Origin of the sequence: Verrucosispora sp. FIM060022 (assembly GCF_003977705.1) — a bacterium.
Taxonomy (GTDB): domain Bacteria; phylum Actinomycetota; class Actinomycetes; order Mycobacteriales; family Micromonosporaceae; genus Micromonospora; species Micromonospora gifhornensis.
This window is the reverse complement of sequence record NZ_RQIV01000001.1, coordinates 1,123,097-1,137,004: the sequence shown is the minus strand read 5'-3', so window position 1 is coordinate 1,137,004 and position 13,908 is coordinate 1,123,097. Positions and strand designations below refer to the sequence as shown.

General features: G+C 70.4%; 15 protein-coding genes and 1 pseudogene. 8 read left to right on the top strand and 8 right to left on the bottom strand.

What is annotated here, in order from left to right:
• Nucleotides 1-3: 3 nt before the first annotated feature.
• Nucleotides 4-843 (bottom strand): SAM-dependent methyltransferase, encoded by an 840-nt coding sequence (locus EG812_RS05025; protein ID WP_050814629.1) that lies wholly within the window; start codon nucleotides 841-843, stop codon nucleotides 4-6.
• 152 nt (nucleotides 844-995) lie between these two features.
• Between EG812_RS05025 and EG812_RS05020 the strand changes: the two genes are divergently transcribed.
• Nucleotides 996-1,616 (top strand): hypothetical protein, encoded by a 621-nt coding sequence (locus EG812_RS05020; protein ID WP_013734234.1) that lies wholly within the window; start codon nucleotides 996-998, stop codon nucleotides 1,614-1,616.
• A gap of 353 nt (nucleotides 1,617-1,969) precedes the next feature.
• Here EG812_RS05020 and EG812_RS29495 read toward each other — a convergent pair whose 3' ends face one another.
• Nucleotides 1,970-2,260, bottom strand: coding sequence for a hypothetical protein (locus tag EG812_RS29495; protein ID WP_233579379.1), 291 nt, complete (start codon nucleotides 2,258-2,260; stop codon nucleotides 1,970-1,972).
• A 13-nt stretch (nucleotides 2,261-2,273) separates the two neighbouring features.
• Here EG812_RS29495 and EG812_RS29490 point away from each other — a divergent pair, with 13 nt between their 5' ends.
• Entirely contained in the window at nucleotides 2,274-2,516 is a 243-nt protein-coding gene (locus EG812_RS29490; RefSeq protein ID WP_158632480.1) for a hypothetical protein, read from the top strand.
• A 380-nt stretch (nucleotides 2,517-2,896) separates the two neighbouring features.
• On the opposite strand, the gene htpG is transcribed toward EG812_RS29490, so the two are convergent.
• From htpG to EG812_RS04985, 5 genes are all read right to left on the bottom strand, one after another.
• Nucleotides 2,897-4,813 (bottom strand): molecular chaperone HtpG, encoded by a 1,917-nt coding sequence (gene htpG / locus EG812_RS05005; RefSeq protein WP_013734236.1) that lies wholly within the window; start codon nucleotides 4,811-4,813, stop codon nucleotides 2,897-2,899.
• Between the two features lie 146 nt (nucleotides 4,814-4,959).
• Complete coding sequence (locus EG812_RS05000) at nucleotides 4,960-5,226, bottom strand: GlsB/YeaQ/YmgE family stress response membrane protein (RefSeq protein ID WP_013734237.1); 267 nt, start codon at nucleotides 5,224-5,226, stop codon at nucleotides 4,960-4,962.
• A gap of 136 nt (nucleotides 5,227-5,362) precedes the next feature.
• Complete coding sequence (locus EG812_RS04995) at nucleotides 5,363-5,941, bottom strand: GerMN domain-containing protein (protein WP_013734238.1); 579 nt, start codon at nucleotides 5,939-5,941, stop codon at nucleotides 5,363-5,365.
• Entirely contained in the window at nucleotides 5,938-7,293 is a 1,356-nt protein-coding gene (locus tag EG812_RS04990; protein WP_013734239.1) for a sensor histidine kinase, read from the bottom strand. The genes EG812_RS04995 and EG812_RS04990 overlap by 4 nt, the downstream gene beginning before the upstream one ends.
• Entirely contained in the window at nucleotides 7,290-7,973 is a 684-nt protein-coding gene (locus EG812_RS04985; RefSeq protein ID WP_013734240.1) for a response regulator transcription factor, read from the bottom strand. Before EG812_RS04985 ends, EG812_RS04990 begins: the two co-directional genes overlap by 4 nt.
• 153 nt (nucleotides 7,974-8,126) lie before the next feature.
• On the opposite strand from EG812_RS04985, the gene EG812_RS04980 reads away from it, so the two are divergent.
• The 6 genes and pseudogenes from EG812_RS04980 (at nucleotide 8,127) to EG812_RS04955 (ending at nucleotide 11,706) form a co-directional block, all read left to right on the top strand.
• Nucleotides 8,127-8,552 carry an STAS domain-containing protein gene (locus EG812_RS04980; protein ID WP_013734241.1) on the top strand — a complete coding sequence of 142 codons (426 nt, stop codon included), beginning with the start codon at nucleotides 8,127-8,129 and terminating at the stop codon, nucleotides 8,550-8,552.
• A gap of 37 nt (nucleotides 8,553-8,589) precedes the next feature.
• Nucleotides 8,590-8,859 (top strand): hypothetical protein, encoded by a 270-nt coding sequence (locus EG812_RS04975; protein WP_013734242.1) that lies wholly within the window; start codon nucleotides 8,590-8,592, stop codon nucleotides 8,857-8,859.
• An 86-nt stretch (nucleotides 8,860-8,945) separates the two neighbouring features.
• A pseudogene (locus EG812_RS04970) lies at nucleotides 8,946-9,506 on the top strand (STAS domain-containing protein); the annotation flags it as partial.
• Nucleotides 9,507-9,765: 259 nt separating this feature from the next.
• A complete protein-coding gene (locus EG812_RS04965) occupies nucleotides 9,766-10,539 on the top strand; it encodes a hypothetical protein (protein WP_013734244.1) in 774 nt (257 codons plus the stop codon).
• A gap of 113 nt (nucleotides 10,540-10,652) precedes the next feature.
• The gene (locus EG812_RS04960; protein WP_233579411.1) at nucleotides 10,653-11,165 is read left to right on the top strand and encodes a DUF6529 family protein; all 513 of its coding nucleotides are present in this window, start codon (nucleotides 10,653-10,655) and stop codon (nucleotides 11,163-11,165) included.
• 25 nt (nucleotides 11,166-11,190) lie between these two features.
• Nucleotides 11,191-11,706: a Rieske (2Fe-2S) protein gene (locus EG812_RS04955; protein WP_126710852.1), complete on the top strand. Its 516-nt coding sequence runs from the start codon at nucleotides 11,191-11,193 to the stop codon at nucleotides 11,704-11,706.
• 109 nt (nucleotides 11,707-11,815) lie between these two features.
• On the opposite strand, the gene EG812_RS04950 is transcribed toward EG812_RS04955, so the two are convergent.
• Nucleotides 11,816-13,795, bottom strand: a complete 1,980-nt coding sequence (locus EG812_RS04950; RefSeq protein ID WP_126710851.1) for a cellulase family glycosylhydrolase — start codon at nucleotides 13,793-13,795, stop codon at nucleotides 11,816-11,818.
• Between the last annotated feature and the right edge of the window lie 113 nt (nucleotides 13,796-13,908).

The window sequence follows — 13,908 nt, the reverse complement described above, 5'->3', positions numbered from 1 at the left end:
AATTCAGTTGGTCTTGCGGGCGACCACGGCGTACTCGGAGACGGGCGTGGTGTCGTTACCGTCCGGCCGCCACTGGGAGCAGGTGACCAGGCCGGGTTCGAGGATCTCCAGACCGTCGACGAAAGCGGCGATCTCCGCCGGGGTACGCACGGCCATCGCCGCACCGCCACCGGCCCGCCACGAGTCCATCGCCCGATCCACCGCCTCGGGGTTGACCTCCCGGGTGGGGTGGGAGATGACCAGGTACCCGCCGACGGGCAACGCCTCGACCAGGCGTCGCACGATCCGGGTGGCCTCGGCGTCGTCGACCACGAAGTTCAGGATGCCGAGCAGCATGACCGCCACCGGCCGGGTGAAGTCCAGGGTGCGCCGGGCCTCGGTGAGGATGTGGTCGGGCTGGCGCACGTCGGCGTCGATGTAGTCGGTCGCGCCCTGCGGGTCGCTGGTGAGCAGGGCACGCGCGTGCACCAGCACCATCGGGTCGTTGTCGACGTAGACGACCCGCGTCTCCGGGGCGACCGACTGGGCCACCTCGTGGGTGTTGTTCGCGGTGGGCAGGCCGGTGCCGATGTCGAGGAACTGCCGTACGCCTGCCTCCGCGACGAGGTGTCGCACCGCCCGGCCGAGGAACTCACGGTTGAACCGGGCCGACTGCACCAGCTCCGGCATGTAGGCCAGCACCTGCTGGGCGGCCTCCCGGTCGGCGGCGAAGTTGTCCTTGCCGCCGAGCAGGTAGTTCCACAGTCGAGCGGAGTGGGGTATGTCGCTCCGGATGGCTGCGCTGAGCGGGGATGCGTCGGTCACCTGGGCTCTCCGATGGTGCGGTGGCACGGCTTCGTCCATCTGGGACGGTAGCACCCGGAGATCGACTAGGGAGCATCCAATGATCCACTGACTATCGACAGAACGGTGGGTGTCCAGACCGGCACCCGCCGTCAGACTTCCTGTTCCCACCACGAGTGGGCGGCAGACCGGAGACGAGACGGAGTGGTCACATGGGCATCTTCAGACGGCGCAGGCAGTTGCCGCAGCAACCACCGCCGGACCTGCCGTATCCGCCACCACCACCCACCCTGGCACCGGGCGACCTGGCGGCCGCGCGGCAGGTGGTCCGCGCCTTCCTCGCCGGCCTCGGCGACGACGACCGGATGTGCACGGCCGGTACGGCGGTGGTCCAGGCCGGTGGGGGCGTCGCCGATCTCGATCAACTGATGCGCAACGTCCGCCTGATCCACCAGACCGGCGACCTTGGCATCGATCGGCCCTGGCGCTGGCTGGCCGTCGTCACCGCCGAGGCTCGACAACTCGGTGACCTCGCCCTCGTCGCCGACATCGCACACTTCGTCCACCTCTGGGACACCCGTCTGCGCAGCCGGATCACCTCCGGCGAGCTGACGATGGCGCTGCAGACCCCACCCCAGGATGCCGTACGGGAGATCTACGCGATCGTGGTGGCCGCCCTCGCCGAGGTCGACCCCGACCACGTCGTCGCGGACGGCACGGGTGGCATCACGCTGGCCGCGCTGCGGACCGGCATCGCCCACCGCATCCTCGACGCCGACCCGCCGTACCCTGCGGAGGTCTCGGCCGAGGCCCGGCGGATCACGCCCACCTGAAAGGCCCCGCCTGCGCGGCCCGGACCTGCGGCGCCGGCCGGCATCACAGCGCGGCGGAGCCCGGACCGCGGTCCGGGCTCCGCCGGTCAAGGCAACGGCGTCAGGCCGGGATCGCGGTGACGTACCAGAGTTGGCCGGTGACGTTCTGGCACTTGTCCATGAACGCCGCGCCCTTCAGGACGGACTCCGGCGCGAGTCGGTTGCCTTCCAGGCATTCGCCTTCCTTCTCCCGGAACTTCGTCTGGAGCCGGAAGAGGTTGTCACCGGCCTTGACCAGCTTCCACTGCTGGCCGGTGACCTCTTGACAGGTGTCGAGGAAGGCGGCCCCGCCGAGAACCTTGCCGGCGACCTGGTTACCTTCCAGGCACTTCTCCTCGCCGAGGAACTTCGTCCGCAGCGTGTAGTAGCCGTCCGGGGCGCTTGGTGAAGCTCCACGCCTGCCCGTCCACGTCCTGACAGGTGTCCTGGAACGCGGCGCCGGCGAGGGTCGAGTTGCCGTCGATCCGGTTGCCTTCCAGGCACTCGTCCTCGCCGCGGAACACCGTCTTGAGCTTGTAGTACCCCGATGCGGCGGCGGGGAGCTGCGCCGCCGGCTGCGCCTTGACGTCGACCGTCTTCACGGCAGCGGGATCGGAGCCGTCCACCGGCTTCTCGTTGATGGACGTGTCGATCGCCGCCGCCGCGGACGAGGCAGCGGTGGGGGATGCCGCGGCGGGGGATGCCGAACTCGTCGATGCGGTCGGCGTGGACGCCGGCGAGCTGGACGTCTCGTCCTGCGCACATCCCGTTGCGGCAATCGCGAAGACCGCCAATACCGCTACAAAACGCCTCATATTGTCCAACTTTCGTTACTACATGGCATGGATTTCGGTTCCGCCAGCCCTGCTGCGACTGCCCTGACTTCGTCTGACTGGTCACCCGGGGCGGCTGGCGTCGTAACCGTACGTGTGTGCCAATGTCGCCGACAACGGGCAAGCGGACGGCAAAGTCGCGCCCGTCGGAGCGGGCCGGTTCGTTTCTCAGTCCTGTGTGGACGCTAACCGGTGACGACCTATTCACCGGCCGGCTGGAAATCGCAGGGTGAAGCAGGTAAAAGGTCCATAGTGGACGGATGACTTACGCGTAGTTCACAGTGGAAGTGCCGCCACGGGCCGAACCGAGTCGAGGCCGGCGGTCCATCGCCGCTCGCAGGCCGTCCGGTTCGGGGTCGGGTAGGTGTACCGCCACACCGTCGCCACCCGACCCCGAACCGGACGCTCGGTCCGCAGAAAACCCGGCGGCTACAGGGTGCGGGCGAGGCGGTCGGCGAGGATCCGGGCGAACCGCGACGGGTCGGCCAGGTCACCGCCCTCGGCGAGCAGCGCCGTGCCGTACAGCAGCTCGGCGGTCTCCGCCAGGGAGTCGTTGGCACCGTCCTGCTCGTACGCCTTGCGCAGCCCGGTCACCAGCGGATGCCCCGGGTTGATCTCCAGGATCCGCTTGACCTTCGGCAGCTCCTGACCCATCGCCCGGTACATCTTCTCCAGCGTCGGAGTCAGGTCGTGGGCGTCACCGACCACGCAGGCCGGCGAGGTGGTCAACCGCGACGACAGGCGTACCTCCCGGACCGAGTCGGCGAGCACGCCGCCCATCCAGGTGAGCAGGTCGGCGTACTCGGTGCGCTGGCGTTCCCGCTCCGCCTCGGCCTCGGTGCGCTCCTCCTCGGTGTCCAGGTCCACCTCGCCCTTGGCGATCGAGCGCAGCGTCCTGCCGTCGTAGCTGCCGACCCGCTCCACCCAGACCTCGTCGACCGGATCGGTGAGCAGCAGCACCTCGTAGCCCTTGGCCCGGAACGCCTCCATGTGCGGGGAGTTCTCGATGGTGGCCCGGTTCTCGCCGGTGGCGTAGTAGATGTCGCTCTGTCCGTCCTTCATCCGGCTGACATAGCCGGCCAGGTCGGTCAGCTCCGCCGGGTCGTGGGTGGAGGCCGCCGACAGGACCTCCAGCAGGGTGTCCCGGTTGTCGGTGTCGTCGATCAGGCCTTCCTTGACGGCGGCGCCGAACTCGGTCCAGAAGGTGCGGTACCGCTCGGGGTGCTCGGTCTTGAGGTCCTTGACGGTGGCCAGCACCTTCTTGACCAGCCGACGGCGTACGGCCCGGATCTGCCGGTCCTGCTGAAGGATCTCCCGGGAGATGTTCAGCGACAGGTCGTGGGCGTCCACCACACCCTTGACGAAGCGCAGGTAGTTGGGCATCAGCGCGTCGCAGTCGTCCATGATGAAGACGCGCTTGACGTACAACTGCACGCCGCGACGGCCCTGCGGGGAGAACAGGTCGATCGGCGCGTGCGACGGGATGAACAGCAGGGCTTCGTACTCGAAGGTGCCCTCACCGCGCATGTGGATGGTTTCCAGCGGGTCGGCCCAGTCGTGGCCGATGTGCTTGTAGAACTCGTGGTACTCGGCGGGCTCGACCTCGCCCCGGGGACGCGCCCACAACGCCTTCATCGAGTTGAGCGTCACCGTCTCGGTGGTGGCCTCGGCGCCGTCGGTGCCGGGACGCTCGACGTCCATCCGGATCGGGTGGGCGATGAAGTCGGAGTACCGCTTGACGATCTCGCGGATCGTCCACTCGGCGGTGTAGTCGTGCAGGTTGTCCTCGGCGTCGGCCGGCTTGAGGTGCAGCGTCACCGCCGTACCCTGCGGCGCGTCGTCGAGCGCGGCGATGGTGTACGTGCCCTCGCCGCTGGACTCCCACCGGGTGCCACCGCTCTCGCCGGCCCGCCGGGTGGTCAACTCGACGGAGTCGGCGACCATGAACGCCGCGTAGAAGCCGACCCCGAACTGCCCGATCAGCTCCTGGGAGGCGCCCGCGTCCTGGGCCTCGCGCAGTTGGCGCAGCAGCTCGGCGGTGCCGGACTTGGCGATCGTGCCGATGACGGAGACGACCTCGTCACGGGTCATCCCGATGCCGTTGTCCCGCACGGTGAGGGTGCGGGCGTCCCGGTCGACCTCGATGGTGATGTGCAGGTCATCGGTGTCGACGGCGAGATCCTTGTCGCGCAGCGCCGCCAGCCGCAGTTTGTCCAACGCGTCGGAGGCGTTCGAGATCAGCTCGCGAAGAAACACGTCCTTGTTCGAGTAGATCGAGTGGACCATCAGCTGGAGCAGCTGACGGGCCTCGGCCTGGAACTCCAACGTCTCAGTCCGGTCGTTCACACCTTTCCCCTTCTTCGCTCGTCAGCCACGACGACTCGCGGAAAGAATACGAGCCGTCGCTGTCCGCGTGCGGGGCCGGTCCGCCTCCGCGGGCACGACACCGGCCCGCCCCTGCGACAGCGGGGACGGGCCGGCAGACGAACGGGTCAGCGACGGCGGCCGTACGTCCTGGCGAGCAGCGAGACACCGACCGCAGCGAAGGCGATCTGGATGAACAGCTCGATCCAGTCGATGCCACGGGTGTCGTCCACGCCGAGCACGCCGGCGACGAGTGTGCCGAGGAGCGCGGCGACGACGCCGATCGCCAGGGTCAACAGGATCGGGATGCGCTGACGTCCCGGCACGACGAGGCGGCCGAGCGCACCGATGATCAGACCGATGATGATGGCGGTGAAGAAGCCGGTGATTTCCACGAGAGCCTGTCCTTCCGAACGATTACCTCGCCGGATGTGGTGCCCCGGCCGACCCGAAGGGCAAACGCCGGAGCCCCGTCACCGACGGTTTGTGTCGCAACCGTCACGCTTCCGCGTGACGTCCGTCATGGACCGGTCACCGAAGAGTGATCAGGACCGCGTAGTCGGCGGCGGTGAGCGGGTCCGACGACAGCGAGTGGTCTCCCCGGGGGACGCTCAACGGCGCGCCGTCGCGTAGGAAGATCACCGCGTCGACGTCGGCGCGGGCGGTGAGCGTACAGACGATCTGCCCGTAGGCGAGCATCTCGTCGGTACGACCGGTGTCGGCGACCGTCGGCGTGACCGTGACCCGGGCCTGCCCGTCGACGAGTTCCACCTCGGCGTTGCTGAGCGCGCCGGTCAGGGCGTTGGTCAGCCCGTCGTCGCGTTCGGTGTGGGTCGGCCCGGCCAGCAGGTCCCGCATCTGCACGTCGACGGTGGGCACCTCGTCTATCCGACGGATCACCGGCACCAACCGGTCCTCGCGGGAGAAGTAGAGCACCTCGGTCACCGCGCCGGTCTCGGCGGTGGTCGGCGCGGCGGTCGCGGTCGGCGGGAACGGGCCGGGCGGTGGGGTGACCGCACGGGGTCGGTCCTCGCCCGGCACCCCGCACGCCGCGACCAGGGCGAGTACGACAGCCGCCACGACGACCGGGACGCGTCGGGCGCCGATCATGACACGCTCCCGGGCAGGGTGATCCGGAACCGGGCGCCGCCCTCCGGGCGGTCGCTGACCGAGGCGCTGCCACCGTGGGCAGCCGCGTGCTGGGCGACCAGGGCGAGCCCGAGGCCGGTGCCGTCGCCGCCGCCGCGGTAGTGGGCCGCCCGGCCACGGACGAAACGGTCGAAGATCGCCTCACGGTCCTCCACCGGCACCCCCGGTCCGTCGTCGTCCACCTCGATGACCCCGGTGTCGCCGGTACGCGACAGCAGCACCGCGACCGGCCCCGCGCCGTAGCGTTCGGCGTTGTCGAGCAGGTTGGTCAGCACCTGCGCCACCCGACGCCGGTCCACCCGCCAGGTCGCGGGGGTGTCCTCGGTCAGCCGCACCATCGTCTCCGGCAGGTCCCGGTCCCGGCAGACCTGTCGGGCCAGCTCGGCCACGTCCACCGGTTGCCGGTGCACCGACTGGTCGCTGCGGGCCAGATCCAGCAGGTCGTTGACCAGCTGCTGGAAACGGTCGATCTCGTCGGCCACCAGCCGGGCCGCGGTGGCGGTCCGCTCGTCCTGGTTGTCCCGACGCCGGGACAGCACGCTGGCCGCCGCGGCGAGCGTCTGCAGCGGTGACCGCAGCTCGTGGCTGACGTCGGCGGCGAAGCGCCGGTCCCGGTCGATGCGCTGGGCCAACTCGTCGACCATCCGGTTGAAGGAGGTCGACAGCCGGGTCAGGTCCGGATCGGTGTCGGGTGCCAGCCGGGTGGTGAAGTCACCGGCGGCGATCCGCTCGGCGGCGTCCGCGACGGCGGTGAGCGGACGCAGCCCGTGCCGGGTGGCGTACCAGCCCAGCGCGGCGCCCGAGCCGGCCACCATGATCGCGACGGCGGTCAGGGCCAGCGCCAGGACCTGGAAGGTCTGCTCCAGCTCCCGCAGCGAGGCGATCTCGTAGAACGACGCCGACTCCGACAGCGGCACGCCGACCAGCAGGACCGGCTGGTCGTCGACGCGGATGCGTTGCACCGCCGGCTCCCCCGCGCTGACCAGTTCCCGCAGTCGCGCCGGGATCGCCGCGGTCAGGCCGTTGTCGGCGGCCCGGCCGTACCAGTCGCCGTTGAGATGCAGCACCGCCCGCCGGCCGGTGCCGGTGTCCAGCGTACGCAGGGCCTCCCCCGCGTCCGGGTTCTCGGTGTCGAGTCCGGCGCGCACCACGGCCGCGTCGTAGTAGGCGGCCCGCAGCACGGTGCGTTCCCGCTCGTCGAGCAGCGTACGGCGGGTCAGCTCGTAGGACACCAGGGCCATCGAGGCCGACAGCAGCAGGGCACCGACGGCGAAGGCCGCGGTGACCCGGGCACGAAGTCCGAGCCGTCTCATCGTTGCAACTTGTAGCCGAGCCCGCGCAGGGTGACCAGGTGTTTCGGGTTGGCCGGGTCGGCTTCGATCTTCTGCCGCAGCCGGCCCACGTGCACGTCGACCAGCCGCTCGTCGCCGCTGTCGTACCCCCAGACCCGGCTGAGCAGCTGCTGGCGGGACAGCACCCGCCCGGCGTGCTCGGCCAACTCGCAGAGCAGCCGGAACTCGGTACGGGTGACCGCCACCGGCGCACCCGCCCGGCGTACCTCTCCGGCCTCGGGGCTGACCTCCAGCTCGCCGAAGACGAGCACGGGCACCGGCTCCTCCACCGGGGTCACCGTGCGGGCCCGCCGCCGCAGGGCCCGCAGCCGAGCCGTCAGCTCCTTTATCGCCACCGGTTTGACCACGTAGTCGTCGGCGCCGGCCTCCAGCGCGGCGACGATGTCGTGGGTGTCGTCGCGGGCGCTGACCACCACGATCGGCACGTCGTCGTCGCGCCGCAGCTGACGGATGCACTCGAAGCCGTCGATTCCGGGCAGCATCAGGTCGACCAGGACGTAGTCGGCCGGGCTACGGCGCTGCGCCCGCAGGCCCTCCTCGGCGGTGGCCGCACCGTGCGCCTCGTAACCCTCGTCCTCCAGAGCGAGCAACAGCGCCAGTCGGATGCGGTCGTCGTCCTCGATCACCAGTACCGCTGTCATACCGGGAATCATCCCCAAGCGCCCGCCGACCGGCCAACCACCACCGCCTCCAGGGTGTTTTGTCACGCAACTGTCATACGTCCGCGCAGTGCCTGCCAACCCCGCTGGGCAGGGTGAGAGCCACCTGGGGACCGCCGGAGAGGGGGCAGCGACGTGACCACGCCACGACGCCCCGAGTGCACCGTGCCGCTGGTGGAGGTGGCCATCACCGAGTTCGACCTGGCCTGCCTGCCGGAGACCGGCACGGTGTTCGACCGACTGCTCACCCTGCACCCCGGCCAGGTCGTGGTCGATCTTTCCGACTGTCGGCACATCGACGCGGCGGGCATCGGGCTGCTGCTCGACGTGCACCGCCGGATGCTGCGCATCGGCGGAGTGCTGTCGGTACGCAATCCCAATCCGCGCATCGCCCGCATTCTGCAGACCGCCCGGCTGGACCAGATCCTGCCGGTGCACGTCGACGGCGCGGCACCGTCGGCCGTGACCACCGCCCCTGGGGCTGTATCCAGTGACGCGGCCGTGAGTGCCGCCGGTCATCCGACGGTGTACGGCCGGGCGGCCGTCACCGTACGCAGCTGACCCGGCGAACACCGCCACCGCCAGGACGAGGAGCAGCATGACCATTCCCGGGATCGCCGCAGCCGTCGCCGTCGGTCTCACCGTCGGGGCGCTCGGCCGGCTCGTCGTTCCCGGCCGTCCCGGTGTCCCGCTGTGGCTCACCATGACCATCGGCGCCGCCGCCGCGCTGCTCGGCGCCATCAGCGCCTGGCTCGTCGGCGCACGTGAGCTCAATCTGCTGGCGCTGATCGTGCAAGCCGGTCTGGCCACGATCGGCGTGGTGATCGTGCTCGCCACCGCCAGCAAGGAACACTCAGACTCCCGCTGAGCCGACCCGGCGACGGCTCAGCGGCCGTCCGCCCCGAGTCCCGTCCCGTTCCGCCCCCGCACCGCCAGCACCGGAGAGGAAACAGGATGACCGTCGTACCGGACGACAACCTGATGACCCTGATCTGCGACACGTGCGGCGAGACCACCACCGGCATGGCCTGCGTGCTGCCCGATGCCGAGGTCGTCTGGACGCTGGTTTCCGATCACGGCTGGAGCGGCTCCCCGTTCGCCACCGGTCCGCACCGCTGCCCACGGTGCAGCACCCTGCCGCCGGGCGCCACCACGAACGGCGGCCCCGACCGGCTCGGTGCCGGCGAGCCCGCGGCCGGCGCCGACGGGCAGGGTCACGAGGTCACGGTGCTCAGCAGCGACGCCGTCATCGGCGCGGAGTCCGGCGAGGCGCTGCGTGCCGCGTTGCGCGCGGCCGCCAGCCTGGCCGGGACTGTCGTGGTGGACCTGGCACGGGTCCAGGTCATCGACTCGGTCGGGCTGGGCCTGCTGGTCCGCGCGCACCGGGAGGTCCGCGAGCGCGGCGAGCGGCTCTGCCTGGCCGCCCCGTCGCGCTTCATCCGTACCGTGCTGCACACGATGAAGCTCGACGGCGTCTTCCCGATCTTCGCCAGCCTCGACGAGGCCCTCACCCAGCTGCGTGCCCAGACCACCGCCACCGGCGACCCGGTACGGGTCGACGTGACGCCGGCCGAGGCCGGCCGGGTGCGGACCAGGGCGCCCCGAAACGCCACCGCCGGCCGCCGCCCGGCCACCCGGCTCACCGTCTGAGCCCTGGCCACCGGTCGGGTGGGGCGGCCCGGCCCGGGGTACCGCCGCACGGCGAAGAGGTTTTCCAGCCGGTGTTGAACCGATCCACTTCCGATGCCGTACCTGATGGCGAAGGGAGTGGCCCATGAAGCGCCTGACCCCGTTGCTCACCCTCCTGTCGGGGGCGGTGACGGCTGCCGTGCTGTTCACGATGAGTGCGCAGGCATCACCGCCGCGCACCCAGCCCACCGGCGAGAACGCCCCACCGGCAGTCGCCGCGCCGCCGCAGGACGAGGCGGACGTCGACGACGAGGCTCCGGTGGACGACGAGCAACCCGATCCGGAGGACAGCCGCCAGCCGGGAGTCTCCCCGCCCGACGAGCCGGAGGAGTCGCCGGACGGCGTCGACGTCTCCTCGGTCGAGCAGAACTGGATCGGCCAGCTGGAGAACGGCGCCACCATCGCCATCACGGTCTCCGGCGGCAAGGCCGAGGCGTACGTCTGCGACGGCCGGAGCATGGAGGTGTGGCTGTCCGGCACGGTCCGCGACGGAAAGATCGAACTGACCGGCAAGGACGCCAAGCTGACCGGCATCATCCGGGGTGACAGCGCCAGCGGCGAGATGATCGTCGGCGTACGGCGCTGGAAGTTCACCGCCCGGCCGGACAGCGAGACGGTCGACGAGGCGGAGACCAAGTCCGGCGCGGGCACCGACCCGGCGATCTACCGCGCGACCGACGAGGTCCGCAAGGCCGGCATCGACGGCGGCTGGATCATGCTGCCCGACGGTACGCAGATCGGCATCGTCACCTGGAACGGCAAGCCGATCCCCGCGCCGCCGCTGGACCCGGCCTTCAACAGCACAGTGGTCAACGGAGTCACCATCGTCGCCGAGCCGGTCATCCCCGGAGCGCGGTGATGTCCCAGCACCGGCAGGGCAACGTGCGTACGGTGCCCCGCCGCCCGCCGGAGCCCGACGTCGAGGTGATCCGCGAGTTCGGCGCGGCACCGGCGCCGCGACGGCGGCCGTCGATGATGGTGCCGCTGCTGGTCGGGGCGGGCGTGGCGGTGGCGTTGGGCGTCTACGGCCGCAACCACACCCCGACCGGCATCGCGGTCAACGTGGCCGGCTTCTCGTCACCGCTGACGGTGAAGGTGTGGCTGGGCACCGGGGCGGCGTTCTTCGCCGTCATCCAGCTGCTGTCCGCGCTGTCGATGTGGGGCCGGCTCGGCGGGTTCTCCCCGTCCTGGGCCGATGCCGCGCACCGCTGGTCGGGGCGGATCGCCTTCCTGCTGACCGTACCGGTCGCGGTGCACTGTCTGTACGCGCTCGGCTTCGACGGCTACGACACCCGTACGCTGCTGCACTCCCTGCTGGGTTGCTTCTTCTTCGGCGCGTTCGCCACCAAGATGCTCACCCTGCCCAAACGCGGTCTCGCCGGTTGGGTGCTGCCGGTGGTCGGTGGGGTGGTCTTCGTCGCCCTGATCGGCATCTTCCTGACCTCGTCGGTGTGGTACTTCACCACCTTCGGCATCCAGTTCTGATCTTCGAGAGGGCGGAGCAGCCACGATGAACCACGAGCAGGCCGGCTGTTGCCGGTCGCGACGGGCCCTGTTGGCCGGCACCGGCGCGGCGGGAGTGGCCGCGCTGACCGGCTGCGCGACGTACGGCCAGCCGGCGGCCGCCCCACCACCCGCCGCACCGGGCGGCAACACCGCCCCGGCCGGGGTTAGCGCCGCCCCCGGCGGGGGCAGTCCCGCTCCCGGCGGATCCGGTGCGCCGGACGACGAGCCGGGCCCACCGGCGCTGGCCACGCTCGCCGACATTCCGGTCGGCGGTGGAGCGATCTTCGCCTCGGCCGGGGTGGTGGTCACCCAGCCCACCGAGGGCACCATCAAGGCGTTCTCGGCCACCTGCACCCACCAGGGCTGCACGGTCACCTCGGTCGACAACGGCGCCATCACCTGCGCCTGCCACAACAGCGTCTTCGACATCGCCGACGGCTCGGTACGCAGTGGACCGGCACGTGCCCCGCTGCCGGCCGCGAACGTCACAGTCGACGGTGACGCCATCCGGCTGGCCTAGACGCGGCCCATCCCAGGCCCGGGCCGCGCGGGGCCGTCCGGATCACGTGATCCGGACGGCCCCTGCCCCACCCGCCGGGCGGATGGGGCAGGGGTGCGCGCCGGTCGCGTCAGGACGCGACGCAGCTCAGCCCGGTCGGCACGCCCGATCCGTTGCCGGTCAGCCCGAAGGTGGTGCTGGCCGAGGCGGCCAGTTGCCCGTTGTACGGCTCGTTTCGCACCGTCACCGAGGTGCCGGACGTGGTCAACCTGCCGTTCCACAGTGACGAGATGGTGGTGCCGGCCGGGGCGGTCCAGTTGACCGTCCAGCCGCCGATCGCCGCGGTGCCGGAATTGCGTACGGTCACCTCCGCCTGGTAGCCGCCCTGCCAGGAGTTGACCACCCGGTACGTCGCGGCGCAGCCCTGATCGCCACCACCGCCGTTGTCGGCCGGTGTGGTCAGGGTCAACGGCGGCGAGGCCGCCGAGATGTTGCCTGCCGCATCGCGTGCCCGCACCGTGAAGGTGTAGCTGGTCGAGGCGGTCAGGTTGGTGGCCCGGTAGCTGGTGCCGGAGACCGTGACCACGCTGGCCCCACCGGAGCCGCTGGTGGTCCGCAGCACCTCGTACGCGGTGACACCCACGTTGTCGGTGGCGGCGGCCCAGTTCAGCGTGGCGGCGGTGGCGGTCACCTCGGTGGCCGTGGGCTGGCCCGGGGCGGTCGGCGCGGTGGTGTCCACCGGGTCGGTGCCGTCGGCGTAGCGCTCGGCGAGGCTGATGCCGGTGGTGGCGCCGGCGCCACCGAGGCGTACCTGGTGGTCCAGGCCGACGAACTTGCCGTTGTGCTGCCACAGCGCCGGCTTGAGCATCTGGTTGTACTTCGTCTCGTCCCAGCTGGTCCAGTCGTCGAGCAGCAGACCACCGGTGTCACCGGAGTTGGGGTTGAGGCACCAGAAGGTGTGGTGGATGCCGTTGTCGATCATCAGGTCGCGCAGCGCGGCCATCCAGCGGTCCTGCCGGGCGTCCTGGCCCAGCCGTCCGCCCCACTCACCGATCAGCAGCGGGGCGATGTTCTGTTCGTGGATGTAGAACCAGTTCGGTCGCCACACGTCGTTGGTCAGCGACTCCTTGTCGAAGTCACCGGCGAACCAGGGCTGCTCGAACACCAGCGGCCCGTAGTCGTGCGGCGAGTAGACCAGCTGGTCCTGGTGCGCGCCCAGGTTGACCGGGTGCTCGGCGACGCCGCGCAGGTTGCCGCCCCACCAGTTGTAGAAGTAGTTGGGGCTGCGGTCCGGGTTGGTGTTGGGCGAGTTCCAGGTGGCGCCGGGACGCGGGTAGACCTCGATGCCTTCGCAGAGGATCAGCAGGTTCGGGTTGATGGCCAGGATCCGCTTGCCCGCCGTCTCGCAGGCGTACTTGAAGTTGTCCTGGTCGGTGCTGGAGTCCCACTTGGCCCGCTGCGGGTCGTTGGGGGTGCCGTGCGGCTCGTTCTTGATGTCCATCGCGACGATGGTGTCGTTGGTGCGGTAGCGGGTGGTCACCCATTCCCAGCCCTGGTAGAACAGCTCCAAGGTGACGGTGCCCTTCCACCACACGGGGTAGGTGTGCCCGGAGTTGTCGGCCTCGGCGCTGTGCACGTCGAGCATGACCTTGAGGCCGTACTTCTCGCACAGTTGCAACCAGTAGTCGAAGACCTGGAGGTTGTTCATGCCCTCCAGCTCCGGGTTGACGTACGTGTTGACGTTCGGCCGGATCGCCTGGCCGGCCTTCCACTCCAGCAGCAGCTGAGTGGAGATGGGCACCCGGACGATGTTGATGCCGCGCTGGGCCATCTGGCGGGTGATGTTCTCGATGTTGGCCGACCACAGACCGTGGAAGACCCGTTCGGTGGCGTTGAAGCCGAACCAGTTGGCGCCGGTCAGCCAGACCTGGTTGCCGGCCTCGTCGACGATCTTGTTGCCGTCGGTACGCAGCCAGTCGTTGGCCGGGACGGCGGCGCTCGTCACGGCGTCAGCCGTGGGTGCCGCCGTTGCGGCGGGCGCGGCGGCAGCCAGGCCGAGCAGCACCGCAGCCGCGGTGGCGACGGCCTGGATTTTTCTCCGTGCGGACATGCGACTTCCTCTGTGGTGGGTGATGAGGAACGTCGACACAACGGCCCTGCCCGAGGCCGTGGGAGCGCTTCCATCGACACCTTATGCGGTCGTCGCCAGCAGCGGAAGTGGAG

Excerpts from the sequence above, each read along its gene's own strand:
- EG812_RS05025 (WP_050814629.1), bottom strand. The coding sequence starts at position 843 with ATGGACGAAGCCGTGCCACCGCACCATCGGAGAGCCCAGGTGACCGAC.
- EG812_RS05020 (WP_013734234.1), top strand. The coding sequence starts at position 996 with ATGGGCATCTTCAGACGGCGCAGGCAGTTGCCGCAGCAACCACCGCCG.
- EG812_RS29490 (WP_158632480.1), top strand. The coding sequence starts at position 2,274 with ATGGACGTGTCGATCGCCGCCGCCGCGGACGAGGCAGCGGTGGGGGAT.
- EG812_RS04995 (WP_013734238.1), bottom strand. The coding sequence starts at position 5,941 with ATGATCGGCGCCCGACGCGTCCCGGTCGTCGTGGCGGCTGTCGTACTC.
- EG812_RS04990 (WP_013734239.1), bottom strand. The coding sequence starts at position 7,293 with ATGAGACGGCTCGGACTTCGTGCCCGGGTCACCGCGGCCTTCGCCGTC.
- EG812_RS04985 (WP_013734240.1), bottom strand. The coding sequence starts at position 7,973 with ATGACAGCGGTACTGGTGATCGAGGACGACGACCGCATCCGACTGGCG.
- EG812_RS04975 (WP_013734242.1), top strand. The coding sequence starts at position 8,590 with ATGACCATTCCCGGGATCGCCGCAGCCGTCGCCGTCGGTCTCACCGTC.
- EG812_RS04965 (WP_013734244.1), top strand. The coding sequence starts at position 9,766 with ATGAAGCGCCTGACCCCGTTGCTCACCCTCCTGTCGGGGGCGGTGACG.
- EG812_RS04960 (WP_233579411.1), top strand. The coding sequence starts at position 10,653 with ATGATGGTGCCGCTGCTGGTCGGGGCGGGCGTGGCGGTGGCGTTGGGC.
- EG812_RS04955 (WP_126710852.1), top strand. The coding sequence starts at position 11,191 with ATGAACCACGAGCAGGCCGGCTGTTGCCGGTCGCGACGGGCCCTGTTG.
- EG812_RS04950 (WP_126710851.1), bottom strand. The coding sequence starts at position 13,795 with ATGTCCGCACGGAGAAAAATCCAGGCCGTCGCCACCGCGGCTGCGGTG.